At 36.4% G+C, this 25144-nt stretch carries 22 protein-coding genes; 11 read left to right on the top strand and 11 right to left on the bottom strand.

The window, feature by feature from the left end; genetic code table 11:
* Positions 1-80: 80 nt before the first annotated feature.
* The 7 genes from KBP46_RS11970 (at position 81) to KBP46_RS11940 (ending at position 6732) form a co-directional block, all read left to right on the top strand.
* Positions 81-2021 carry a M1 family metallopeptidase gene (locus tag KBP46_RS11970; protein ID WP_216443351.1) on the top strand — a complete coding sequence of 647 codons (1941 nt, stop codon included), beginning with the start codon at positions 81-83 and terminating at the stop codon, positions 2019-2021.
* Positions 2022-2187: 166 nt separating this feature from the next.
* Positions 2188-3075 (top strand): DUF2589 domain-containing protein, encoded by an 888-nt coding sequence (locus tag KBP46_RS11965; RefSeq protein WP_062672248.1) that lies wholly within the window; start codon positions 2188-2190, stop codon positions 3073-3075.
* 15 nt (positions 3076-3090) lie between these two features.
* Positions 3091-3786, top strand: coding sequence for a hypothetical protein (locus KBP46_RS11960; RefSeq protein WP_062672247.1), 696 nt, complete (start codon positions 3091-3093; stop codon positions 3784-3786).
* Positions 3786-4364 (top strand): hypothetical protein, encoded by a 579-nt coding sequence (locus tag KBP46_RS11955; protein WP_062672246.1) that lies wholly within the window; start codon positions 3786-3788, stop codon positions 4362-4364. Before KBP46_RS11960 ends, KBP46_RS11955 begins: the two co-directional genes overlap by 1 nt.
* Positions 4365-4375: 11 nt before the next feature.
* Positions 4376-5638 (top strand): S8 family serine peptidase, encoded by a 1263-nt coding sequence (locus tag KBP46_RS11950; RefSeq protein WP_123279584.1) that lies wholly within the window; start codon positions 4376-4378, stop codon positions 5636-5638.
* On the top strand, positions 5635-5838 hold the full coding sequence (locus KBP46_RS11945) for a hypothetical protein (protein WP_062672242.1): 204 nt from the start codon (positions 5635-5637) through the stop codon (positions 5836-5838). Before KBP46_RS11950 ends, KBP46_RS11945 begins: the two co-directional genes overlap by 4 nt.
* Before the next feature lie 66 nt (positions 5839-5904).
* Entirely contained in the window at positions 5905-6732 is an 828-nt protein-coding gene (locus KBP46_RS11940) for an endonuclease/exonuclease/phosphatase family protein (protein ID WP_216443350.1), read from the top strand.
* Between the two features lie 3 nt (positions 6733-6735).
* Here KBP46_RS11940 and KBP46_RS11935 read toward each other — a convergent pair whose 3' ends face one another.
* The gene (locus KBP46_RS11935) at positions 6736-7422 is read right to left on the bottom strand and encodes a response regulator transcription factor (protein ID WP_062672238.1); all 687 of its coding nucleotides are present in this window, start codon (positions 7420-7422) and stop codon (positions 6736-6738) included.
* A complete protein-coding gene (locus KBP46_RS11930; protein WP_216443349.1) occupies positions 7412-8734 on the bottom strand; it encodes a sensor histidine kinase KdpD in 1323 nt (440 codons plus the stop codon). Before KBP46_RS11930 ends, KBP46_RS11935 begins: the two co-directional genes overlap by 11 nt.
* A 248-nt stretch (positions 8735-8982) precedes the next feature.
* Here KBP46_RS11930 and KBP46_RS11925 point away from each other — a divergent pair, with 248 nt between their 5' ends.
* Both KBP46_RS11925 and KBP46_RS11920 read left to right on the top strand, forming a co-directional pair.
* Entirely contained in the window at positions 8983-11352 is a 2370-nt protein-coding gene (locus KBP46_RS11925) for an outer membrane beta-barrel family protein (RefSeq protein ID WP_216443348.1), read from the top strand.
* Positions 11353-11458: 106 nt separating this feature from the next.
* Positions 11459-13324: a M1 family metallopeptidase gene (locus KBP46_RS11920; RefSeq protein ID WP_216443347.1), complete on the top strand. Its 1866-nt coding sequence runs from the start codon at positions 11459-11461 to the stop codon at positions 13322-13324.
* 36 nt (positions 13325-13360) lie between these two features.
* Here KBP46_RS11920 and KBP46_RS11915 read toward each other — a convergent pair whose 3' ends face one another.
* From KBP46_RS11915 to clpB, 9 genes are all read right to left on the bottom strand, one after another.
* Positions 13361-14773, bottom strand: coding sequence for a phosphatase PAP2 family protein (locus KBP46_RS11915; RefSeq protein WP_062672232.1), 1413 nt, complete (start codon positions 14771-14773; stop codon positions 13361-13363).
* A gap of 107 nt (positions 14774-14880) precedes the next feature.
* The gene (locus KBP46_RS11910; protein ID WP_062672230.1) at positions 14881-15894 is read right to left on the bottom strand and encodes a zinc metalloprotease; all 1014 of its coding nucleotides are present in this window, start codon (positions 15892-15894) and stop codon (positions 14881-14883) included.
* Positions 15895-16270: 376 nt separating this feature from the next.
* Positions 16271-17275, bottom strand: a complete 1005-nt coding sequence (locus KBP46_RS11905) for a zinc metalloprotease (protein WP_062672228.1) — start codon at positions 17273-17275, stop codon at positions 16271-16273.
* A gap of 247 nt (positions 17276-17522) precedes the next feature.
* Complete coding sequence (locus tag KBP46_RS11900) at positions 17523-18164, bottom strand: response regulator transcription factor (RefSeq protein WP_062672226.1); 642 nt, start codon at positions 18162-18164, stop codon at positions 17523-17525.
* Positions 18161-18892 (bottom strand): sensor histidine kinase, encoded by a 732-nt coding sequence (locus KBP46_RS11895; protein ID WP_228436906.1) that lies wholly within the window; start codon positions 18890-18892, stop codon positions 18161-18163. The genes KBP46_RS11900 and KBP46_RS11895 overlap by 4 nt, the downstream gene beginning before the upstream one ends.
* 32 nt (positions 18893-18924) lie before the next feature.
* Positions 18925-19572 (bottom strand): hypothetical protein, encoded by a 648-nt coding sequence (locus tag KBP46_RS11890; RefSeq protein WP_120233623.1) that lies wholly within the window; start codon positions 19570-19572, stop codon positions 18925-18927.
* A gap of 26 nt (positions 19573-19598) precedes the next feature.
* A complete protein-coding gene (locus tag KBP46_RS11885; RefSeq protein ID WP_120233622.1) occupies positions 19599-20141 on the bottom strand; it encodes a hypothetical protein in 543 nt (180 codons plus the stop codon).
* 203 nt (positions 20142-20344) lie between these two features.
* Entirely contained in the window at positions 20345-20497 is a 153-nt protein-coding gene (locus tag KBP46_RS11880) for a hypothetical protein (protein ID WP_157885762.1), read from the bottom strand.
* A 137-nt stretch (positions 20498-20634) separates the two neighbouring features.
* Positions 20635-23229: an ATP-dependent chaperone ClpB gene (gene clpB, locus KBP46_RS11875; RefSeq protein WP_062672218.1), complete on the bottom strand. Its 2595-nt coding sequence runs from the start codon at positions 23227-23229 to the stop codon at positions 20635-20637.
* Between the two features lie 371 nt (positions 23230-23600).
* On the opposite strand from clpB, the gene KBP46_RS11870 reads away from it, so the two are divergent.
* Positions 23601-24179, top strand: a complete 579-nt coding sequence (locus KBP46_RS11870) for a TetR/AcrR family transcriptional regulator (protein WP_062672216.1) — start codon at positions 23601-23603, stop codon at positions 24177-24179.
* A gap of 238 nt (positions 24180-24417) precedes the next feature.
* Complete coding sequence (locus KBP46_RS23735; protein WP_253297025.1) at positions 24418-25089, top strand: phenylacetate--CoA ligase family protein; 672 nt, start codon at positions 24418-24420, stop codon at positions 25087-25089.
* Positions 25090-25144 lie beyond the last annotated feature (55 nt).

Genomic DNA, 25144 nt, shown 5'->3' with positions numbered 1-25144 from the left:
AACTTATATTAAAAAAGTTCCCGGATATGTAACAAATCCGGGATTTTTTTTTACCTATACACTAAATAATACTTTTTCAAATGAAATTTAAACTTCCAACCCTTGTTTCGACGCTTGCAGTTGTCCTCTTTTCAGGATCTGCATATGCACAGCAGACTCCGAAATATGATTATGTAGAAGCATTTAAGCCGTTCTTTTATCCGCAGACAGGTACAGCTACCCGTTCTGCAAGCGGACAGCCGGGACATGCTTACTGGCAGAATTCAGCAGATTATCATTTGAACGTCAGCCTGAATGAAGATAAAAAAGAAATTACCGGTACAGCGCAGATTACTTATACCAACAACAGTCCTGATAAATTAGGTTTTCTCTGGCTGCAGCTGGATCAGAATCTGTTTGCAAAAGATTCCAGAGGAAATGGTGTAGTGCCGCTATCCGGGAGCAGAAACGGAGCTCATGGTGAAGAATTTAACGGTGGATATACCATTAAATCAGTTAAACTGGATGGTAAGAAAGATGTAAAATACACCATTACCGATACAAGGATGCAGATTGATCTTCCCAAAGAGCTGAAAGCCAATGGAGGTGTGGCAAAGATAGAAATAGAATATTCTTTTATTTCTCCTGAGTATGGTTCAGACAGAATGGGAGTTCAGGATACTAAAAACGGTAAAATATTTACCATCGCACAGTGGTATCCGAGAATGTGCGTATATGATGATGTCATGGGATGGAATACGCTTCCTTACCTTGGTGCTTCGGAGTTTTATTTAGAATATGGAAATATCACAGCCAATATTACCGTTCCGGCTAATCATTATGTCGTAGCATCCGGAGAACTTCTGAATGAGAAAGAAGTGTACAGCAAAGAAGAAATCAACAGATGGAATGAGGCAAGAAACAGTGATAAAACGGTAATGATCCGCCCTGAGTCTGAAATCGGTAAAAATAAAACTTCAGGAACAAAGACCTGGAAATTTAAAATTAATCAGACAAGAGATTTTGCATGGGCATCATCTGCCGGATTTATTTTAGATGCTGCAAAAATCAATTTACCCAGTGGAAAGAAATCTTTAGCTATTTCTGCTTATCCAGTAGAAAGTGCCGGTGATAAAGCGTGGGGAAGATCTACAGAGTATACTAAAGCGGCCATAGAGCATTATTCAAAAAAGTGGTATGAATATACCTATCCGGCTGCCACCAATGTAGCAGGAAACGAAGGTGGAATGGAATATCCGGGAATTGTTTTCTGTCATATGGATTCCAAAGGAGAAGATCTTTGGGGGGTTACAGACCATGAGTTCGGACACAACTGGTTTCCTATGATCGTTGGATCTAATGAAAGACTTTTTGCATGGATGGATGAAGGGTTCAATACATTCATTAACGGGCTTTCAACGGAAGCTTTCAATAAAGGAGAATATTACCGTAAACCGAATCTAGCAAGATCAGGAACGTATCTGCTAACCGACAGCCTGGAGCCTGTAATGGTAGGTCCGGATAATATGAAAGAAAGAAGTATCGGAGCATTGGCTTACTATAAGCCGGGAACAGGATTGGAAGTTTTAAGAGAAGCAATTCTGGGACCTGAAAAGTTTGACAAAGCATTCAGAACCTATATTGACCGTTGGGCATTCAAACATCCGACGCCATGGGATTTCTTCCATACGATGGAAAACGTTTCCGGAGAAGAACTGAACTGGTTCTGGAGAGGATGGTTCTTTAATAAATGGAAAATTGATCAGGCGGTTAAGAACGTACAATATGTAAACGGAAACTTTAAAAACGGCGTTCAGATTACGGTTGAAAATATTGGACAGCTGCCAATGCCTACAACCGTACAAATCAAATTCAAAGACGGAACAACACAGATGGTAAAAATTCCTGTTGAAGTTTGGAAAAGAAATACTGAATGGACATTCAAGGTAGAATCCAGCAAGGAAATTGATGAGGTGAAACTGGATCCGAATTCTGTTGTTCCGGATGTCAATCTGGAAAATAATAGTAGAAGACCTGCATAGTTCATATAAGATAAAATTGTGCAGTATAAAAGCCTGAACTTACAACAGTAAGTTCAGGCTTTTTATTTTTAGGGTGTTTTTCCGGGATAAGTAGAGGGGTTTCCCTACAATGTTTTGGTAGTCAGTGATATAATTTTGTCCCACAATATTAATCAAAACAAAAAACATGGAAACATTAAAATCGGTGCTTGAAGCAAGCCACGCCAAAAAAACAAAAAATGAGTTAATCGACCTTTTATCGGGAGTAGAAAAAGTACTGACTCCGGCAGTCTATGAAAAAGTGTCAGGAATTGAAACCTCAGAACTGAGTTCATTGACGAATAAAGAATTATTAGCCATCGTAGACGAGTTCAAAAAGAATTATGATGAAAAGTGGGAAAAATCTTTTTCCGGTGCCTCTTCTGAGATCATGAAACTGATTGCCGGTAGAATGGCTGCCGATGAGGAGATCTTCAGAACTTCAGATGCTGCCAATGCAGATTTTGCAGCAGAATTGGGAAGCATCGACTTTGCGACTATTATTGGCGGACCTTTGGATGCTTGTGTAAAAGCGCAGTCCAATGCCTCAATTGCCACCGTTAATTTCATCAACGAAGTCGGGTTCGAGCTTACAGATCCAGCCAATGCTGCCAGCCCTAAAAAACTGAGAATGGCAGAATTCAAGTACAAAAAAAATATTCCGAATCCCGATTTTAAAGAAGATGAGCCGGTAAGTGCTAGTAACCCAAAAACGATTCCGAACGACGTGGAAATTTCAGTGCCTTTTATTGCATTGCTGAATGTTCCGAGCTTCAGAATTGAGACCTGTGAAGTAGACTTTAATGTTAAACTTAATTCTACATACACAAAAGACGTAAGTGATGAATTCGGGATCAATGCCGGAGTATCCGGTGGATGGGGACCTGTGAAATTCAAAGTGGACGTATCCTATAAGAGAACTTCCAGTACAGGAATCAAAGTGGAAAAAGAATATTCTCTTGGGGTAAAAGTGCGTGCCACCAATGACGAAATGCCTGCAGGGCTTGAAAAAGTGCTTGGACTTCTTTCACAATAAAAGATTTTACGAAAGATGATAAAACTATCAGATTACCTGGATTATCTCAACAACGAGATAATTCAGGCTCGTAAAAAAGCAGACGAAAATGCGGTTCTTATTGCCAAAGAATATGCCCGCCATGAATATCTTAAGTATTTTAAGGTTCCGCGCTATGCTCTGCCTAGTGTAAAGATGGATATTCCGATTAAAATCACTGATATCGATTCGGATTCCAAATATAATTTTAAACTGAATGAAGATCAGTTTGTAACAGAAATAAATGAAAGAATCCGTCTGGTGAATAAGGAGAAGAAATTTAATATTCCTGAAATAAATAAAAGACAGATTCAAACTGAAGAGTTTAAAACCCTGTTCAGTAAACTGGAAAAAAATGATCAGAAATTCGGGCAGCTCCCAGCCAATGAAGTGCTCAAACTGGATCTCAGAAATAAAATGCAGCTTCTTAATTCCGGAATATTTAGACCTCAGGAAGGAACAGAAGAAGAAACTGATGAACTGAAAGAAATTTTTTCAAAAGTTCTGCTGAATAAATATACGCTGGTGAATGCAAAGTTGAACAGCATTTATATTGATCCCAATACAAGCGCAGCAGAAGATAAAGATAAACTATTCATCAATCTTCATGTGGAAATGGAGGAAGAAGGAATCAGGATTGTGTCTTACAAAGATAAAGACGGCAACGAAATAGAACAGATAACTTTTGAGTAATGCAGGAACTTATTCACTTTACGGTACAGAAAATCAAAGAACTGCTGGAACAGTTCAATGAAGTTCAGGCTTTATACCTGTCAAAATCATTTGACTTTGATGCCCGGTTCGATGCGTTTCTCAACGAGGTTCTGGAGTATTTCCGTACCAAAGGAAACACCAGTCATGAATCTGAAGTGCTGAAGGTAATGAATATGATTTCTACCGTTAAAAGAGGCTTTAATCCTATTAAAATGGAAAAAATAATAACGGGAAGAAGAGAAATGCTCGCAGGATTCTCATTTAACGGGATGGAAAGTATTTATGATATTCTGATGGAAATATATGCCAGGGAAAACAAAAAACTTGAGGATGCGGAAGAACTTATTTCAGGAATCATTGTCTCATTATATCAGAATGGAATTCTGGACGATGAAAAGCTGAAAGATATGAATTCCGTTCCTAAAATTGAACGTTTCTGGACTTCACTGGCTGAACAGAATACAGCGATATCCGGGATTAATAAGAAACTTAGACTGACCATTATTCCGGAGGATATTTTTCTTATTCTCGAAAAGATATTTCTGAAATTAATTTAAAAAAGATTATTATGGAAACTGGAAGATATATTGTTCTGCTGCAGAACCAGCAGAAAAATGCACTTAAAAAAATTGAAAAAGAGCTGGAAGTGAGTATCACCTCTTCAGAATTGCTGTCTAAAGAAAACCGTTCTTTTGAAATCATTAATAAGGACAATGGCGTACTTTACAAAAATCTTGGGGTTTTGGTGGTGGAAAATATGGATGAAGATCAATTGAAAAGTGCTGTGAAAGATGAATCCAATTCTATTGTATACTACGAAAAAGAAAGAGAGTTTTTTCCTGCAGATGAATTGCAATTGATTAATGAGCTTAAAAAGCAGTCGGCTGGGCTTGCAGAAAAAATTTCAGAACTTGAAAAATATATCACAAATAAACCTTTGCCTCAAAAATCATTCATTGAAATGGAATGGGGATTAAAAGCAATCGGACTGGAAAATGCAAATTATACAGGAAAAGGAATTGATATCTGTATTCTTGATACCGGCCTTGAAACGTCCCATCCCGATTTTTCCGCTGAAGAAATTGAAGGGAAATCTTTTATAGATGGTGAGGACTGGAACAGAGATCCCAACGGACATGGCACACACTGTGCAGGAGTGGCTGCAGGAAATACAAGAAGTGATAACGGAAGACGTTACGGAATAGCTAAGGATTGCAACCTGAAAATAGCAAAAGTGCTCGCAGATAATGGAAGAGGAACTACCAGCAGTGTCATTGATGCGATAGACTGGGCCATTTCGAAGAATTTCAGAATATTGTCTCTTTCACTAGCTTCTCCGGTGAAGTTTGATGATCAGCCGTCTGTTCTTTTTGAAACCATTGGAGAAAGAGCACTGGAAAATAACTGCCTTATTATCGCAGCGGCTGGAAATGACAGCAACAGACCGCAGATTCCACAACCTGTTTCAATGCCGGCCAATTCAAAATCAATTATGGCCGTAGGAGCTATTGACGCTCAGATGAAGATTGCAAGATTTTCAAATGCAGGCCTCAACCCGTCTACAGGAGGAAGTATCAATGTCTGTGCTCCCGGAGTCGATATTATCAGTTCGTATCCTAAAAATGCAAAAAATAAAAGTAATTTGTACTACAGCATGAGCGGTACAAGTATGGCTGCACCACATGTTTCCGGACTTGCCGCTTTGTATATGGAACAGTTTCCTAACAAATCAGCAAAAGAGATCTGGGAACTGATTGAAAACAAAGCAAGACCTATTGAAGGTATAAAATACAGAGATATTGGAAACGGTTTAATACAGATATACTTATGATCACTTATCTCGCAGTTTTAAAGAAAGATATAAATTTAAAAAAGCTTGAAGTTTTCCTCAAAAATAAAGGCATAAAACTGGCTGCTCACTACAAAACCATTGGTGTTGTAAAGCTAGAAAGTAACATTTCCATTTTGGAGTCTGAATTTCAGGAGTATTTTATATCTATAGAAGAAGAAAAAGATAATTTAACAATATAATCACATCAATAAGGCTTTTCTGTCACAGAGAAGTTTTATTTTTGTCTCTTAATGATAAAATAACATATGAATTTCAGATTTTCAATGGTGTTTCTGATGTTTTTTGCATTGGGATTTTCACAGGACCTTACCGTAATGAGTTTTAATATCAGACTGAATGTAGAGTCGGATAAAGACAATGCCTGGCCAAAAAGAAAGCAGGATGTTGCCGATTTACTGACGTATTATCATCCTGATTATTTCGGAGTACAGGAAGCGCTTCCGGAACAGATGAAAGATATTAAATCAGGATTAAAAAACTATGATTATATCGGAGTAGGAAGAGATGACGGCAAAGAAAAAGGAGAATTTTCCGCTATCTTTTATGACACAAACAAACTAGAAATTGTAAAATCCGGGACGTTCTGGTTATCTGAAACTCCGGAAAAACCGTCAAAAGGCTGGGATGCGGCACTGAACAGGATCTGTACTTACGCCATATTTAAAGATAAAAAATCGAAGAAAGAATTCCTGGCCATGAATCTTCATTTTGATCATGTAGGAAATGTGGCAAGAGTAAAATCTTCCGAATTGATTCTGAAAAAGATCAAAGAACTGAATCCAAAAAATCTTCCGGTAACGCTGAGCGGAGATTTTAACCTTACAGATGATTCAGAACCGATTAAAATCCTTTCCCAGAATATGAAAGATACTTTCTATCATTCAGAGACGAAGCATTACGGCCCGGTAGGAACTTTCACAGGCTTCAATGTGAATGAAGTTCCAAAAGACAGAATAGATTATATTTTTACACAAGGCTTTAAAATAAGATTTCACCGACACATCAATGACAGAAGAGAAAATCTTTTGTATCCTTCAGACCATTTTCCGGTGATTGTGAATCTTTCTCTATAAAAATCAATTGGTTGGAAAATCAATTTCAAATCCAATTCCTCTCAGGGATTGGATTTTTATTTGGGGATCATGGATGAAATATTTACGAAGTCTGCTGATAAACACATCCAGGCTTCTTCCGGTAAAATAATCATTGGTTTCCCAGAGATTATCCAGGATATTATCTCTGGTGATGATCGTCCGGTTATGCTTCAGAAGATATAATAAAAGTTCCTGTTCCCGTATAGTCAGCCGATTATTTCCGTTAGGATGTGACAACAGAAGTTTGGTGGTGTCCAGTGAAAACTCTCCGATTTTTATCTGACTTTCTATCACGGCGGGAAGTGTTCTTTTCAGAATATTTTTAATTCGTAAAACAAGTTCTTCAGGGTCGCAAGGCTTGGAAATATAATCGTCGGCACCTATTTTCAATCCGGTCAATCGGTCTATTTTTTGATTTTTAGCCGTTAAAAATAATAAAGGGAAATTACTTCTTTCCTTAATGATCATTTTCGCCAGTGAGAAGCCATCGATATTGGGCATCATCACATCCAGAATTCCTATCTGAAAGGGAAAATCAGCCTGAACCAATGGTACGATATCTTCCGGATTCTGAAACCAGCTGACTTCAAAATCTTCCAATTCAAGATACTGCTTAAGAATCATTCCGAAATCCGGATCATCTTCTGCCAGAAGGATTTTAGTTTTCATAAGGAATTAATATTTTAAAAGTACTGCCTGTATGAAGATGGCTGGAAACTTCTATTTTTCCACCATAGTTTGTAATGATCTTTTTTACGAAATAGAGTCCCAGCCCAAGACCTTTGCTATTGTGAATATTGTTATTCTGTATTCTGTAAAATTTTTCGAAAATATTATTCAGCTCTTTTGTTTCCATGCCCTGACCGTTGTCGGAAACTTCAAATTCTAATTGTTGAGAACCGTTTCGCACATGTATTGTAATAACCGATGCTCCATATTTTACACTGTTTTCACAAAGGTTTTTAATGACTGTTTCCATTAAGTTTTTATCAAAAGGAAGCTCTTGTGAAACTGTATTTTCAAGCTTAAAATCTGTAGTTGGATAGGTAACGGAAAGATCCTGAATAAAAAAGTTCCAGTCTTCAGGTTGTATGGCGGTCATATCATCAGGAATTTCATCTTTATGAAGCTGAAACATCAGGCTTTCAAGACGTGAAATCTGTCTGTCAATAAGAGGAAGCGTTTCAGGATTCCATTCTTTTTTTAATGCTTTCGAAGCTATTTTTAAAGTAGCGATAGGCGTTTTAAACTCATGTGAAATGTTATCCACAATGTTGTGGAGAACTTCCACCTGCTTCTGCTGCTGAATAAGATTTCTTATCGTGAAAATATAAAGCAGAAGAACTCCTGAAAGAAGAATAATGCAACAAATAATCAATAAGGTAAGCTCTTTGAAAACAATGCTTTTTATATTTCTGATTTCAAAATCGGTCTGGGTTTTTACAAGAAAAGTATTCTTTTTTTCAACTTGCCCTGTTTCCGTATCATCTCTTTTGGTGGTTGAGGTTTCCCAGCTTCCGTTACTGGCAATGCGTGGATTTTTTAGTTTATCCTGCGTTTCAAAAATGACAATAGGTTCGGTAATCACTTTTGAGCTGTCCGGTAGATGAACAATGGAAAGATACCGTATTCTTGCAGAGATTTCGTAACCGTCTTTTTGGTAGCGGCTGTCGATATAATGAATCAGCCTTTCTCTGGCAGATTTTCTGTTTTCTATGAAATAGCGGAGAAAATCTTTTTTGTTGATCTCCTTATTATGATACTGTATAATGATTTCCTGAAGAGAATCATCATTTCTTTCTTTACCCTCCTGAATGTCCTCAAGATTATCTGTGTAATTGGTAAGCCCATCATTCACAGATCTGTAGATGTCCCTCTCTTTTACCTGATAGGTTTTATACATAAAATAAACCTGAATTCCCAGTAAAAGCAGGAATAGAGCGGCAAAAACCGGGATGAGAATTTTACTCTTGGCTATCATTAAAACAAAGATAAAACTTTAGTCATTTTCAGGAAATGATTATTTTATTATTAACCTTCCATTAACCATAGTTTTGAATCTTCCAAAATAAAGATTTATCCTTCTGTCTGAATCTGGATGTTTTGAAACCAGAAAAGACATTAACCCATCATTAACCTTCTGTTAACCGTATTTTTTCCAGTCAATATGGAATTTTGTTCCCATAGAACAGAACAGCAGTTTTTGTTGGAAAGGATAAAAAAATAACCATGTATAAAATTCTTTTTCTTTTGTGTTTTCCCATTTTGATTCTTGCCCAGAAACAAAAAGCTGGAGGAACAGTGGTGAATACTGAAAACGAAAAGCTCTCATCTGTAAAAGTGAAAGTGTATAATACTCAGGATAAATTAATTAAAGAATTAGAAACGGATGACAATGGGAAATTTGTACTGGAGGATATTGCAGAGGAATATATAAAGCTGGTCATTAAAAATCAGGGATATTCTTTATTTGAGAAAAAAGTGGATTTAAAAGAGTTTGAACCTCTGAACATTGTTCTTAAAAAAGAATCTCAGGAAATAGAAGGAGTAGTCATGACGAAACGTAAACCTTTGGTGAAAAGAAAGGTAGACCGTCTTGAATTTAATGTGGAAAACAGTAATATTTCCTCACTCAATGCCTGGGAAATTCTAAAAAATACACCCAGTGTTACCATTAACAACAGTGTATTGAGTGTAAAGGGAAGTACCGGAATTCTGGTGACGATTAATGATAAAAAAGTAATGCTGACAGGGGATGAGCTTAAAAATCTTCTGGAAAATACACAGGGAGATGAAGTGAAATCTGTAGAAGTGATTACCAATCCGCCTGCCAAATATGAAGCTTCAGGAAGCGCAGTACTGAATATCGTTCTGAAAAAGAATAAAATTGAAGGCTACCGTGGTATTCTTTCATCCAAATATGTGCAGACACAATATTCGAAAGGTGTATTTGGTCTCTCTCAATATTATAAAAAAGATAAACTTTCCTTAATGGGAAGCTATTATAAAGGGCTGGGAACGTACTACCGGGAAGGAACAGATTATGTAAACTATCCGGAAAGCCAAACCCGATGGGTAAGTACGATGAACAGGAAGGATAAAAACAATAACCAGAATACCCTGAATTTTAATGCGGAATATGAACTGGACAGTTTAACCAATCTAAGCCTCAACTACTCAGGGTATTTTTCTCCAAAGTCCTTCGGAACTTATAATGTTCCTACATTGATCTATAACCAGCAGGATATAGTGGAATCTTATTATACAACAATCAATGATCACCGTTCCCGTTCCATCAATAACTCGGTAAGTTTTCAGATAGATCGCAAGCTGAATAAGAAAAGCAGTCTTTCATGGATCAATTATTTTACCGGAAATAATGTGGATAAATACCAAAATGTAATTACATACTTAAACTTTGCAGGACAGCCACCGAAAGAAGATAATTTCCTCACTCAGAATAAAGCGGATGTTCAGCTGTATTCTACCCAATTCGATTATCAGTGGAAAGATGATAGGCTTGAACTTGAATCCGGTACAAAATATAGTTTTGTAAAGACAAGCAGTCAGCTTGATTTCTCAGATAATGAGAACGGAGCATTACAATACAGGCCGGAAAAAAGCAGTGTTTTTGATTATAAAGAACACAATTTTGCCCTATATTCTTCGTTAGCCTACAATGTCGGGAAATGGAGCTTCAAAGGTGGACTTCGTGCGGAAATGACCAATCTTGAAGGGGTGGTTTCAGAACCTCATGAATTGAATAAAAGTAACTATTGGAAATTCTTTCCCACTTTTTATGCACAATATACCACAGAAAACAAACAGGAATTTGGGTTCTCCTATGGGAAAAGAATCAGCAGACCTTCGTATTCATGGTTGAATCCTGCAAAATCTTATTATAATCTTTTTTCCTATTATCAGGGAGATCCAAAATTAAAAGCTACAATTACTCATAATCTCAATCTTACTTATTCCTGGAAAGACTGGAATCTGGATTTGTATTACAGAAAAGAAATATATCCTTCCATGGAAATCTCCTATCAGGAACCAAGTACCAACAGTTTGATTTATTATTTTACCAATATTGAGAAAGGAGAAGCTTTTGGAGTAAGCTTGTACAAAAATTTCCAGGTGAAATCCTGGTGGAATATTATCCTTTCTGAAAATCTTGAGCATAATGAAAATTATTTCAAAGGAATTGATGGAATGTTGTATAAAAATAAAGTCTGGAACTGGGTATCCAATATCTCAACAAGCTTTACGCTGGATAAAAGCAGCGACTGGAAAATGGAAATGGGACACCGTTACTATTCTCCAGGTATACAGGGAACTTTCAGAATATCTTCTTTATGGTCAGCCTATTTTGTAATGAATAGAAAATTCTTTAGTAAAAAACTGGAAGCCAGCCTTATTTTTAGCGATATTTTCAGATCTACAGAGCAGAAAGTCAGTACAAAATATGCAAATCAGGATAATTATTTTCTTGATTATACCGATACTCAGGGAGTAACATTTTCATTGAAATTCAACTTTGGAAATCAATCGGTTAAAAATGCAAAAACAATTAAGAAGACCGCTGAACAGGATCGATTGTAGAATATTTTAATGTAAAAGTTTATTACAGTGAAATATTATCGCGAAAGAATAATCGTCTGATGGTACATTTTCGCTATTTTTGATGCTTATCTTTAAAAAGATTGCTATGAAGAAAATTTTTTCCGGAATGCTGATTGCAGTTTGTTTACTGCAATTGTCAGCTCAGGAATTGTATATGCCGAGGAATATCAGAAAAGCGTACGAGAGTGGAACACGTGATATCTCCGGAGCGCCAGGAAAAAACTACTGGCAGAATAAAGGAGTGTATAATGTAGAGGTGAAAGTAGATGCTGCTACAAAAATAGTTTCCGGAAAAGAAACTATTGTTTATACCAACAACAGCCCGGATAATCTGAATGAACTGGCTATACGATTTGTGAATAACCTTCACAAACCACAGTCGCCAAGATCAGGATTTGTATCCAAAGATTTTCTTTCATCCGGACTGAAAATTAAATCCTTTGCTGTAAACAACATAAAATATGAGATCAACAGTGATGACTGGAGTACTGTTGAAAAAGTAAAATTAAAATCTGCTTTAAAATCTAAATCAAAAGCTGAGGTTAAAATAGAGTGGGAATATCCATTGTCAGTTCAGAGTGGAAGAGAAGGGCAGATTGATCCTGAAACATTCTATGTGGCATACTCTTTTCCAAGAATTTCCGTGTATGATGATTACAATGGATGGGATATGCTTCAGCACTCAGACAGACAGGAATTTTACAATGATTTCAATGATTACAGTTTTGCCATCACTGCACCAAAAAATTATGTAGTTTGGGCAACCGGAGATTTTCTGAACCCGGAAGCTGTTCTTCAGCCGGAATATTTAAAAAGGTATAAAGCTTCCCTGAAAAGTGATAAGCTGATGCATATTGCCACAGAGCAGGAAATGAAGTCAGGAAAAGTAACCAAGCAGAACAAGTGGAATATCTGGAAATTTAAAGCAAATCATATTACAGATTTCTGTTTTGCGATGAGTAACCATTATGTGTGGGATGCTGCCAGTGTTGAGTTAAAAACAAAAAGAGCCAGCGTTCAGGCAGGATATAAAAACGGAGCGAAAGATTTTGAACATTATGTAGACTGGATGCGCTATAATCTGGATTGGTTTTCAAAAAACTGGCCGGGTGTAGAATATCCTTACAATGTAATGACGGCTATTCAGGGATATGCAGATATGGAATATCCTATGATGATTAATGATACCAGTATTCCTGATGATCTTAATGATGCCAGGTTGACGGCAGATCATGAAATTGCCCATACTTATTTCCCTTTCTATATGGGAATCAATGAAACAAGATATGCATTTATGGATGAAGGCTGGGCAACCACGCTGGAATATCTTATAGGAATTGATGAAAAAGGTGAGGCTGCAGCTAAAGAATTTTATAAAAACTTCCGTGTTAAAAAATGGATCAATGATCCTTCTGCTGAGCAGGATCAACCAGTGATCACGATGAGTACGCAGGTAAGTGGCGCCGGATACGGAAACAACTCTTATGTAAAATCATCATTGTCTTATCTGGCTTTGAAAGATTATTTGGGAGATGAACTCTTCAAAAAAGCATTGCACCATTATATGGACAACTGGAAGGGAAAACATCCTGTTCCATGGGATTATTTTAATTCTATGAATACAGGATCAGGAAAAAATCTGAACTGGTTCTTCCAGAATTGGTTTTATACCAATAATTATATTGACTTAAAAGTAACAGGGGCATCCCAGATGAATGACATGCTTACCATAAACGTTGCAAATGTAGGAGGTTTTGCCATTCCGTTTGATGCTATATTGTCTTATGATGATGGAACTACGGAGAAAATTCATTTTTCTCCTTCAGTTTGGGAAAAAGATCAGAAACTGACTGATCTGGTGATTCCTATTAAAAAGAAAGTAAAATCTGTACAGCTGGATGGAGATATCTTTATGGATTATACTCCGGATGATAATCGTAAAAAGTTATAAAAAAAAGCCTTCAGAATACGAAGGCTTTTTTTGTTTTTAGAAATAGGCAGTTAATCTTAAGCCTAATGTAATATAACTGATTTTTTCTTTAGCAATCAGGTTGTTCAGTTCCTGATCCAGTTCTTCACTTTCCTTGATCTCATCGCTGAAGGAATATTGAATTGTGGAGTTGATCTTATTATAATCTGTATAGAAAGTAAGGCCTAATCCCGGATTGAACTTGTAGGTCATGGAAGCCCCTGTATTCCAGCGGAAAGCCGGTCTGGGTTTGTATCTGGCGATCTGAAGTTCGTTGTTGGGAGCATCAATATCGTTTCCTTTTAAAAATACTTTTCCACTTGCTGTTGCAGCATATCCTCCGGTTACCTTTAAAGTAAGCTGCCATTTTTTTGATAGTTCATGAGAAAAATAAGGTCCGATGCCTGCAGAAAGAAATCCCATAGATTGTGTTTTGATTTCATGATTGCCAAAATCCTGTTCGTCATCAAATGTTATTCTTTGGGATTTAATAGGGAAGCTGCTGAAGGATACATCGGCACCCACACCCCATTTTTTTGAAAAGAAGTAAGCACCTTCCAGTCCTCCCTCAAAACCAATTTGTTTTTTATCATCCAGTTCAGATTCCTTCAGGAAATTGGTGGTTCCTAAAGCAGTTCCCATTTTCAGTGCAAGAAAAGACGGGTAATCATTTCCCTGTATTCTTGATAAGATGCTTAAATTATCTCCTTTGTTCTTATAAATTTTATCAATAAAGAAATATCCCAGTTCTGTTGATATAATTCCGATACCCGCACCAGCCAGAATATCCGGAACCCAGTGTCTGTTATTTAAATTTCGTCCAAGTCCCGTAAGAGTTGCAGAACCATAGCCCGCAATACTGTAGGCTGGATTTACCAAACCATATTCTTTATGCAGAAAACTGGCATTGGTAAAAGCCATTGCCGCATGTCCTGATGGAAAAGAGTTGTTTTTGGATCCATCCGGACGTTCTACTTTTGTTGTGTATTTAATGGAATTAACTAAAATGGCCATGATGGCTAAACTTGTACCATAAGATAAAGTTGCTCTTCCTATATTGTTACGCCCCTTTATACCTGCTAGTTTCAACCCGTAAACAGCTACCGCAGGAGCATATTGCAGATAATCATCATATTTCACTTTGAAGTTGGGAAGATAGCGGTTTCTTACTTCACGTATATTTTCTTTTTCTCCCCATGTTGCAGCAGCAGCAGTAAAAAGAATAGCTGGAGCTACAGATTTTTTTACCCATTCTTTTTGAAAAAAAGGAGTTTTCTCCTGAATAGAATATCCTGAATTGATAATTGCCAGATCTTCTTTGAGATTTCTGGATGGGATGGTATCCAGCAGTGTTTTAATTTTGATCGTATCCTGAGCTTTAATAAAGTATAAATGCAATAGTATTCCTGATGCTAATGCTATTTTTTTCATCTTAGTGGTGTTGAAATTTAAATCGCATAAAAATATAAAAAAATCTATCCCAAAAATTGAGATAGACTATTTTAATATTTTTATAATTTTCTAATCGAGGTTGTTGGTTATCTTAATCCAGCTCTTGGCCCTGATGCGGATACTACAGCCTGCATTCTTGTTTTTTGATTCGCAGAGAACATATACATAGATTTGTCATCCACATAATCCATATAGTTCATGAACATCTGAGAACGGCTTACCCCTCCGCAAACTCTGTTTAGAGGATAGGTCGGATTTCCATAGTTAGGACCAGGAGAGGTAGGAGTGTCATTAGAGTAATCTGTCTGACAACCCGCATCGGATGATCCCCAAAGGTGAGGAAGATTCAGATAATGTCCTACTTCATGCGTTACTGTTCTTCCTAAATTGAATGGAGCAGATGCACCTGTTTTTCCGATATACTGATATCCAATTACAAGACCATCATACCATTGCCCGGCATTTTCAGGATAATAAGCGTAGCCTAGAGTTCCAGGTTGGTTGTTTTCGTCAAGAATTGAATTAACAACCCAAATATTCATGTTTTTATTTACATCAGTAGCATCAATACCTCCAGTGCTGGCTTTTTTCATTTGTTCGAGATCAGATCTCCAGCCTGTCTTCGTGCTCTGCTTACGGTTGGTAGCTACTAATTTGAAACGGATTTTTACATCACCTGCTGCTGAAGGTTGGAATGCAGAAGGGATTTTCGTGATATCAGAATTAGTAGCACCATAATCGGCATTAAGGACTGCAATTTGTTCTGCAATTCTTGCATCGGAAACATTTTGAGCAGAAGTGTTGTAAATTACGTTAAAAACAACAGGGATCTCAACAGTTCCGTCTGCAAGAACTTTTCCCACTTTAAGATTTTCTGCAAATTTTTCAGTACTGAATTCAATATCAGCCATTTTTTGTTTTAATGCAGGGTTTTTCAGAAGCATTGCCTGTCTGATTTCTTCTGATGGACAACCTCTTTTAAGAGCACTCGGAACAATGTTTTCCTGATCCGGAGAAGTCTCATTTTGGTTGGTTAAGCTGTCGTTGTTGCATGCCGACATAAGACCCAGAATCAGGGCTCCAAATAAGAATTTTTTCATATCGTTATAATATAATTTGGTTGAGGGCGTGAAATTATATCATTTGAAATTAATATGCAAATTATTTTCATAAATATTTAACAAATAAATAATATTTGATTGATTTATTTGAATTAAAATCAATTGAATTATTAATGTGTTGAATTTTAGTTAAAATCTATTATTTATTTTATATTTCACATTCAAGTGTATTTTAATGGTAAATAATTTTATCGTTTTTATGTTTTTTGTAGAATGTTTTTTATAATAAATCCGACTGATACAGGTTTTAAAAACAAGAAACCATTGATTTTAGTATTTTTCATTTGAGGACGGATAGAAAAAAAATCTGTCTCAAACTTGAGACAGATTTTAAATATGCAAAAAGATTTTATTTTTAATACACTCTTAAGCCGGATCTTGCTCCAGAAGAAGCTACTACAGATTGCATTCTTGTTTTTTGTCCTGCAGAGAACATAAACATAGCTGCGTCATCCACATAATCCATGTAGTTCATAAACATTACAGATCTTTGTACACCGCTACAGGTATTGTATAGCGGGTAAGAAGGTTTTCCATAATTAGCAGTAGTTTGTGTAGGTGTATCACTTACCTGGTCGTTTCCACAATTGGCATCACCCCAGATATGTCTTAAGTTCAGATAGTGACCTACTTCATGTGTTGCAGTTCTTCCCAGGTTGAAAGGAGAAGAAGCTCCGGTTTTTCCAAAATATGGAGCGGCTATTACAACACCATCATTCCATAAACCTGCAGATTCAGGGAAAGTGGCATATCCGAGAATAGTGCGTCCCTGGCTGGTCATTTTGCCCACAACCCATAAGTTTAAATAATTGGTAGGGTTAGTAGCATCAATTCCTCCTTTAGAGGCTTTTTTCATATCATCATTAGTTGCCCAGCTTGTTTTTGAAGTGGATTTTCTAACGGTGTTTACCAGTCTGAATTTTACTTTTGTATCACCAGAACTTACGGGTTGGAATTCGGTTGGAATTTTATTAATATCACTGTTCGTACCCGCATAGTCTGCGTTCAATACTGCAATTTGCTCTGCAATTCTTGCATCAGAAACGTTTTCAGCTGTAGTTTTGTAGATAACATTCACGACAACAGGGATTTCTACAGTACCATCAGCAAGAACTTTTCCGAATTTCACATCATTGGCGAATTTTTCTGTATTGCTTTCTAATGCTGCAAATCTTTGTTGAAGTTCAGGGCTTTTTTTCAATGCTTCTTGTCTGATCTCCTCAGAAGCACAGCCTCTTTGAGCTAAACCTGCAAGAGTTGCAGCTTCGTCGGTTTTGTTTTCATTTTGATTGGTAATGCTGTCATTGTTACATGCAGCCATTACAGTGAGCATAAAAGCTCCAAATAATAGTTTTTTCATATCAAAATCATTTAGGTTGAGAATGTGAAATTATATTATTTAAAATTAATATGCAAATGATTTTCTTTTTTATTTGTGATTTCGTTAAATATTGTTGAGTGTTGTTGGTTTTAATTTAATGTTTTTTAAAATGTATTGAATTTTAATTAATTTGAAATAGTGTACTAATATGATCTTAGTTTTAATTATTTTATAAGAATACTTTTCGTTTAAATTTGCTTTTGAAAGAATTTTTTTATGGTAGAGTCTAATTTGCGAAACCATTTTTAATGGCAAAAACGGCAAGCCCTACACGGGTTTTAAGATCCAGCTTTTCACATAGCTGATCACGATAACTTTCTACTGTTCTTGGGCTGCAGCACATTCTATCTGCAATTTCTTTATAACTGAGTTCAGTGACTGTATATTTCAGGAATTCTTTTTCTCTGTCCGAAATTCTTATTGCGATCTCAGATTCTGTCTCCTTGTTAAGATTGGAGAATATGATCTTTGAAGCCCAGTCCGGATAAAAAAAGCCATCACTATTGAGACGGGTAAGTGCAGTTTCAAGATCTCTTGGATGGGTGTTTTTTAGCAGATAACCTTTGGCACCGCTCCTAATCATCTTAATCACACTATTGTCATCTCCCTGCATACTGAGAGCCATGATTTTAATATCAGGATGATTTTTGCTAAGCCAGGCTGCGGTTTCAAAACCGTCCATAATAGGCATGCTGATATCCAAAAGAATAATATCAGGAATGGTATTGCCCTCTTCGAATTTCTGGATAAGATCTTTCCCGTTTTCACTTACATAGATTACTTCAAATTCACTGAAGTTACCAATAATTCCTTCCAGAGCTTTTGCAATAAGTATATGGTCGTCAACAATGACAATAGATTTTTTCATGACTGTTTTTTTAAAATAATATTGATTTGTGTTCCTGCATTTTCCTGGCTTTCCATACAGAAACTTGCTCCTATGATTTCAGCTCTGTTTTTCATATTCGTGAGTCCTATTCCGTTGGACTTGATCTGTGAGGTGTCAAACCCGATTCCATCATCACGAATGTCAAGCTCCCAAAGAGTATCTTCTGAAGTATTCAGGTTTATAAAAATATTTTTACAATGGGAATGTTTTATACTGTTTTGAATAAATTCCTGAGTAATCCTTAGTAAAACATTTTTATGAACAAAGCCCAGATCCAGTTGTTTGAAATTGTGTTCAAAACTTACATGACATTTTTTGAAGGAATTGGTGTTATCCACTTCTTCCTGTATCAAAGTTACAATTTCCTTCTGGTTGATATTATCATCTGTCAATGTTTTTGACAAGCTTCTAAGATCCTGCAGAGATTGATTAATAATCTGTGAAACCTGATCAATTCTTTCACTTGCTTCAGAAACTTTGTTTTCATAAAGCATCTGTTGTACATACAGACTTACGAGGGTAAGTTTCTGGCCGATATTGTCATGCAGTTCCCGACCAATCTGCTGCATGGTGGCTTGTTGTATTTCCAGTTGGGTAGACAGAAGTTCTCTCTGATGAAGTTCATTTTTTCTTTCAATTTCATTTAAGTACTCTTTTTTCCGTTGTCTGTAATTCCGGATATAGATAAATACGGCTATTACAAACATCAAAAAAAAGATGTTGAATGAAATAAGAGTTATTAAGAGTTCTGTTTTCCCCATATGAATGAACTTGCAAATAAAATATACATAACAGCACCTGAAACCTGGAAATATATAAAATAAATATCCCAGATATCAATATATTTCCAAAGAAGAGAGTTAAATGTCATAAATGGTAGGTTAGCGATGTAAAAAAGCGTTACCCCCAGATTGATATAAAACATTTTGTTTTTACTGAAATTAAGAATCTCAGATGAATTAACCTGTTTATAATACTCCATAATGACAAGAGCCATTAAGAGCAGACATCCTATATTGTAATTGAAAGAAAAGATTACTTTCTTTTCCGGAAAAAAAAGTGCTCTGAGGATATATGTTAAAAGATATGTTCCTGTTAAGATATAGAATAGTTTTGTTCTCTTCAGAGATTCTTTTGCATACAGCCAATAAAAGAATATAAACTGCAATGGAATCACAAAATAGTTATGAAAATTTATTCTGTCTATTTTAAGCGGCTTTTCTCCCCATTTTACAGCTGATTCACATAAAAAAATAACAATCAGATAAATGGCCAGATATTTCCAATGCAGTTTTTTTACACGATTGTAATAAACAAGGGAGGTGATGGCAGCAAATGCTTCTCCCCAATACATAAATGAAGAAAAAAATTTTTGAATCTCAGTCATACTGTGTTTAAAGATATGAATGATAATTAATAAGATATACCCAACGGAGGTGATGGTGGAATAAGTGTTCCGCTATTTTCTCCCAGACCTTTATCATCATCATCATCTTCTCCTCCTCCTATAGCTTTGACAGAACGGGCATTTAATGCCATTGATTTCCCTTCAGAGCTTTGGAAAGGATTGAAATCATAATCAATGAGTTCTCCTGCTTCGTCCGCTTTTTTCAATGTTGGGATCATTACCAGTGTGTGTTTTTCTGCATATTCTTCAGGAACAGGGTGGGAGTCCATAATAGACCAGTTTTCCTGTTTTGGATAAGAAGCGTAATAAAATCTTATTCCCAAATCTCCCTCAGAGGTAGCAGGATCCACTTTTGCAGCTTCTTCTTCAATTTTTGCAATAAAATTTTTTAATTTGGGAAGGTCAAACCAAATAGAATGAGCATCTTGTATTCCTAAAGTGTTATTAATAGCACTTAAATGATTTTGACGATAATTGTCGATCAGAGTCTGGATAAGACTGTTTGACATAGTACCAGGCTGTAATGGGTTGTTTGATTCTGTATTCATAGCTTAGTGGTTTACGGTAAAACTCAATTAATATGCAAATCTCGTAAAAAATATTATAGAAAATGTATTTGCTAATTGGGAATTACACTGTTATTTTTACCGTGTTTTTACGGATTGTATGTAAAGAATACAGCTTTCATGCGATTGAAATCTGTATGGATGTTACAAAAAAAACGGAGAAAATACCTTTCTCCGCCTATTCTTTAAATGCATGGATACTTTCTCCAGTCTCTGCAAATGTATCCTGATGTACAACATAAATTGACCGGACAATTCATATTTTCATCACACATAATGATAGGAGTGATAAGACCGCCATCAATTTTCTTCAAATCATTTCTTTTTAGCTTTTTCATACTGATTCTGTTTTAGTTATTAGTATAGTAAAGATAAGTTTATTTCACTTAATTAGGATAAAAAGTGTAAAAAATAAGTGCTGCAGAGTATTCTGCAGCACTTATTCACAAAAATAATGTATATGAAAAAAACTATTTTATTGTTCGGTAGGTCGGAAAACTAATCCTGTTTCTACAAAATAATCAAGCGTAATTCTGTCTCCATCATTCACATTTCCGGCAAGAATTTCTTTAGATAATTTGTTTAGAACTTCCTGTTGGATTACTCTTTTCAATGGTCTTGCTCCGAAAGCAGGATCATAACCTTTATCCATCAGATAATCTACCGCATCCTGAGTGAAAGTCATAATGATGTTTCGTTTAGACAACATTTCATTAAACCCTCTCAGCTGATACTGAACAATTTTTCCGATTTCTTTTTTTCTTAGAGGCTGGAAAAGTACAATTTCATCAATTCTGTTCAGGAATTCCGGACGCAGGGTCTGTTTTAAAAGATCAAAAACTTCATCTTTTGTTTTATCCACAATTTCATCCTGATTTTCCTCTGTAAGGTTTTCAAAATTCTCCTGAATCAGGTGTGAACCTAAATTAGAAGTCATGATGATGATAGAATTTTTAAAATTCACTACCCGCCCCTTATTATCCGTCAGACGTCCATCATCCAAAACCTGAAGCAATGTGTTGAAAACATCAGGGTGTGCTTTTTCAATCTCGTCTAAAAGCACTACGGAATAAGGTCTCCTTCTTACTGCCTCAGTCAATTGTCCACCTTCATCATAACCTACGTATCCTGGAGGCGCTCCTACCAATCTCGACACACTGTGACGTTCCTGATACTCACTCATATCAATTCTGGTCATATTGTTTTCATCATCGAATAAGAACTCTGCCAGTGCTTTTGCCAGCTCGGTTTTACCGACTCCGGTTGTTCCCAGGAATAAGAAAGATCCAATTGGCTTTTTATCATCACTTAAACCGGCTCTGTTTCTTCTGATCGCATCAGCAACTGCCTGAATAGCTTCATCCTGTCCTACAACTCTGTGGTGTAGCTCAGTTTCAAGATTCAATAACTTATCTCTTTCTGATTGTAGCAATTTGGTGACAGGAATACCTGTCCATTTCGCAATCACTTCAGAGATGTTTTCTGCAGTAACTTCTTCTTTGATCAGCTCATTCTGATGATTCTGCATTTCGAGTTCAACCTTGGTAAGTTCTTCCTCTTTTTCACGAAGCTTTCCGTATTGGATCTCCGCTACTTTTGCATAATCTCCGGCTCTGGAAGCTCTTTCCGCTTCGTGTTTCAGAGATTCTATATCTTTTTTGATCTGGGTAAGATCTTCACTTTTCTGTTTTTCTTTCAGCCATTTGGCATTGATCTCATTTCTCTGTTCGGATATTTTTGCAATATCTTCCTTAAGGTGATCAATCTTGGTCTGGTTGCCTTCTCTTGAAATAGCAGCAAGCTCAATTTCCATCTGCATGAGTTTTCTGTCCAGAACGTCCAGTTCTTCCGGTTTGGAATTGATTTCCATTCTCAGCTTTGCAGAAGCTTCGTCAATAAGGTCAATGGCTTTATCCGGTAAAAAACGGTCTGAAATATATCTTTGAGACATTTCCACAGCGGCAATAATTGCCTCGTCTTTGATTCTTACTTTGTGGTGCGCTTCATATTTATCTTTAATCCCACGAAGGATGGAAATTGCAGATTCAGTATCCGGTTCTTCCACCATTACTTTCTGGAAACGTCTTTCCAACGCTTTATCTTTTTCAAAATACTTTTGGTATTCATTCAATGTAGTGGCACCAATCGCTCTTAATTCTCCTCTTGCCAAAGCAGGCTTTAAGATATTGGCAGCATCCATTGCTCCCTCACCACCTCCGGCTCCTACCAAAGTGTGGATCTCATCAATGAAAAGAATAATCTGACCATCAGACTTAATTACCTCATTCACAACGGATTTTAAACGCTCTTCAAATTCACCTTTATATTTTGCTCCGGCGATCAAAGCTCCCATATCCAACGAGAATAAAGTTTTATCCATCAGGTTTTCAGGAACGTCACCACTGATAATTCTATGGGCAATTCCTTCCGCGATCGCTGTTTTACCCACACCCGGTTCTCCAATAAGGATGGGGTTGTTTTTGGTTCTTCTGGAAAGGATTTGTAAAACCCTTCTGATCTCTTCATCACGCCCGATCACCGGATCCAGTTTGCCTTCTGCTGCCAACTCGTTGAAGTTTTTAGCATACTTATTTAAGGATTGATAAGTTTCCTCTGAACTGGCAGAAGTTGCTTTGCTTCCTTTTCTTAATTCTTTGATAGCACCTTCCAAAAGATTTTTGGTCACACCCATATCTTTCAGCATTTTTGATACTTCAGAAGTGGTTTCCAAAAGGGATAACCATAAATGTTCAATCGTTACATATTCATCACCCATTTTCTTAGCGATGTTGGGTGCATCCAGCAATACTTTGTTGGCAGATTGTGATAGATAAATGTTTCCTCCTTGTACTTTTGGAAGTTTTTCTAAATTTTCACGGTTGCGCTCTCTTACTAAATTAGCATCTGCTTCAGATTTTTTTAATAAGAAAGGTGATATATTTTCATCTACCTGGAAGATTCCTTCAAGAAGATGTTGAGGTTCGATACTTTGATTGCCCAGTTCCATAGCAACCTGTTGTGCTGCCTGGATGGCTTCCTGTGATTTTACGGTATATTGGTTTAAGTTCATATTTTTATATATTTTTGGTAATGGTTTGTTTAAAGTTTAGTTTTTAAAAACATCAAGAAACCAAATTCTGAGGCTTAGTTTCTTAATGCCATCAATTATTTAATCATTTATTTGATGACTGTATCGCAAAAACTATTCAATTATTAAATTTACAAAAAAATAGGACAAATTTTCCGGATATTGTATTTTTAACGGAAATTTAACTTGACAGAATTTCCGATTTCGTAATTATTTCTTGGAAATCCATGAACAAAAAGTCATAGTAACAGAAAATAACTAAAGATTGAGAATCTAGGCGATGGGTCTTTTTTCTTTTTATGCTCAAAAAATGAACAGTTTAATTCAGAATAATTACTTTTGCATTTTACCAGATGGAACTAAAAGAAAAACAGAGAAAAATATTGGAAGTAGCCGTAGAACTTTTCAAAGAGAAAGGGTATATGGGGAGCTCAGTAAGAGACCTGGCTACGAAACTTAATATCAAAGCAGCATCACTGTATGCACATATCCGTTCAAAGGAAGAAATTCTGGAATGGATTTGTTTCGGTATTGCCCAGGAGTTTTTCGATGAACTTCAGGAAGTAAAAAATACCAATATCGCTCCCAGAGAAAAACTGAATCTCTTATTGGATAAACACTTATCTGTTGTTCTTAAAAATCGTGATGTTACCCATATCTATTCCAATGAATGGAAACATCTTGAAGAAAGGCTTCCCGAATTTGTAGAATTAAGGAAAAACTACCAGCAGGAAGTAGAAGAACTGATTTCTGAGATCTACAAAGCAGAAAACTGGGAACTGAAATCACCATCATTTACCACCAGATTTATCCTTCATACTTTAAATAATTCCTATTTCTGGTTCAAAAGAAGCAGCGATTCTACGGATGAAATTACCGAAGAAATCAGAGAGAAAATTCTTTTCGGCCTGCTTGGAAACCAGAAAAAATAAGCACTCCGTTTGTCATTGACTCCGTCGAATCTTCGATTTCTGACGAAGGATGAATTTCGTACCAAATGATCAGATTAAAGATTCTTCGCTACACTTCGTTCCGCTCAGAATGACCATTGAACATAATTTTAACCGTCTTTCTTATTTAGAATCATTCAAAATATGACAAAAGTCATAAAAATTTTGCCAGCTTCCGAAATCTTTTTAAATTTACACCTAACAAATGTTAGTTAGTTTTATGGATTTTTCAGTTGAATATCTGGAGCTGGGTCAGTTGAGACAGCTTCAATCCGGCCGGTTGATCAGCCTGATCAGCTATTTGGGAGAGAAGTCGGAATTTTATAAAAAAAAATTTGATGAATTGCAAATATCTCCACAGGATATAAGGTCGATTGAGGATATCGCTAAACTTCCTATTACTTACAAACAGGATTTAAGAGATAACTATCCGTTCGGACTATTTGCCGTTCCTAAAAATGAGCTTCAGCGTATACACTGCTCAAGCGGAACAACAGGAAAACCGACTGTGGTAGGGTATACCAAAGAAGATGTAGATATTTTCAGTGAAGTGGTGGCAAGATCTTTACATGCTGCTGGAGCAAGACCGGGAATGCAATTGCACAATGCTTATGGCTACGGAATTTTTACAGGAGGTTTAGGCCTTCATTACGGAGCCGAGATGTTGGGGATGAGTGTTCTTCCTATTTCCGGAGGGATGACGGCAAGACAGGTAGACCTGATTATAGATTTCAAACCTGAAGTGATCTGTTGTTCACCGTCATACGCTTTAACGATTGCGGATGAATTTGCCAGAAGAGGAATTACTGCAGAAGAGATCAGTCTCAAATATGCTGTGTTAGGCTCAGAGCCATGGACGGAAATTATCAGAGGCCATATTGAAGAAAATTAGGCGTTCATGCAACCAATATCTATGGATTAAGTGAAATTATCGGTCCCGGAGTTTC

This window comes from Chryseobacterium sp. PCH239 (assembly GCF_018924625.1).
In the GTDB taxonomy this organism is placed as follows: domain Bacteria; phylum Bacteroidota; class Bacteroidia; order Flavobacteriales; family Weeksellaceae; genus Chryseobacterium; species Chryseobacterium cucumeris.
This window is presented reverse-complemented; position numbering and strand designations above follow the sequence as displayed.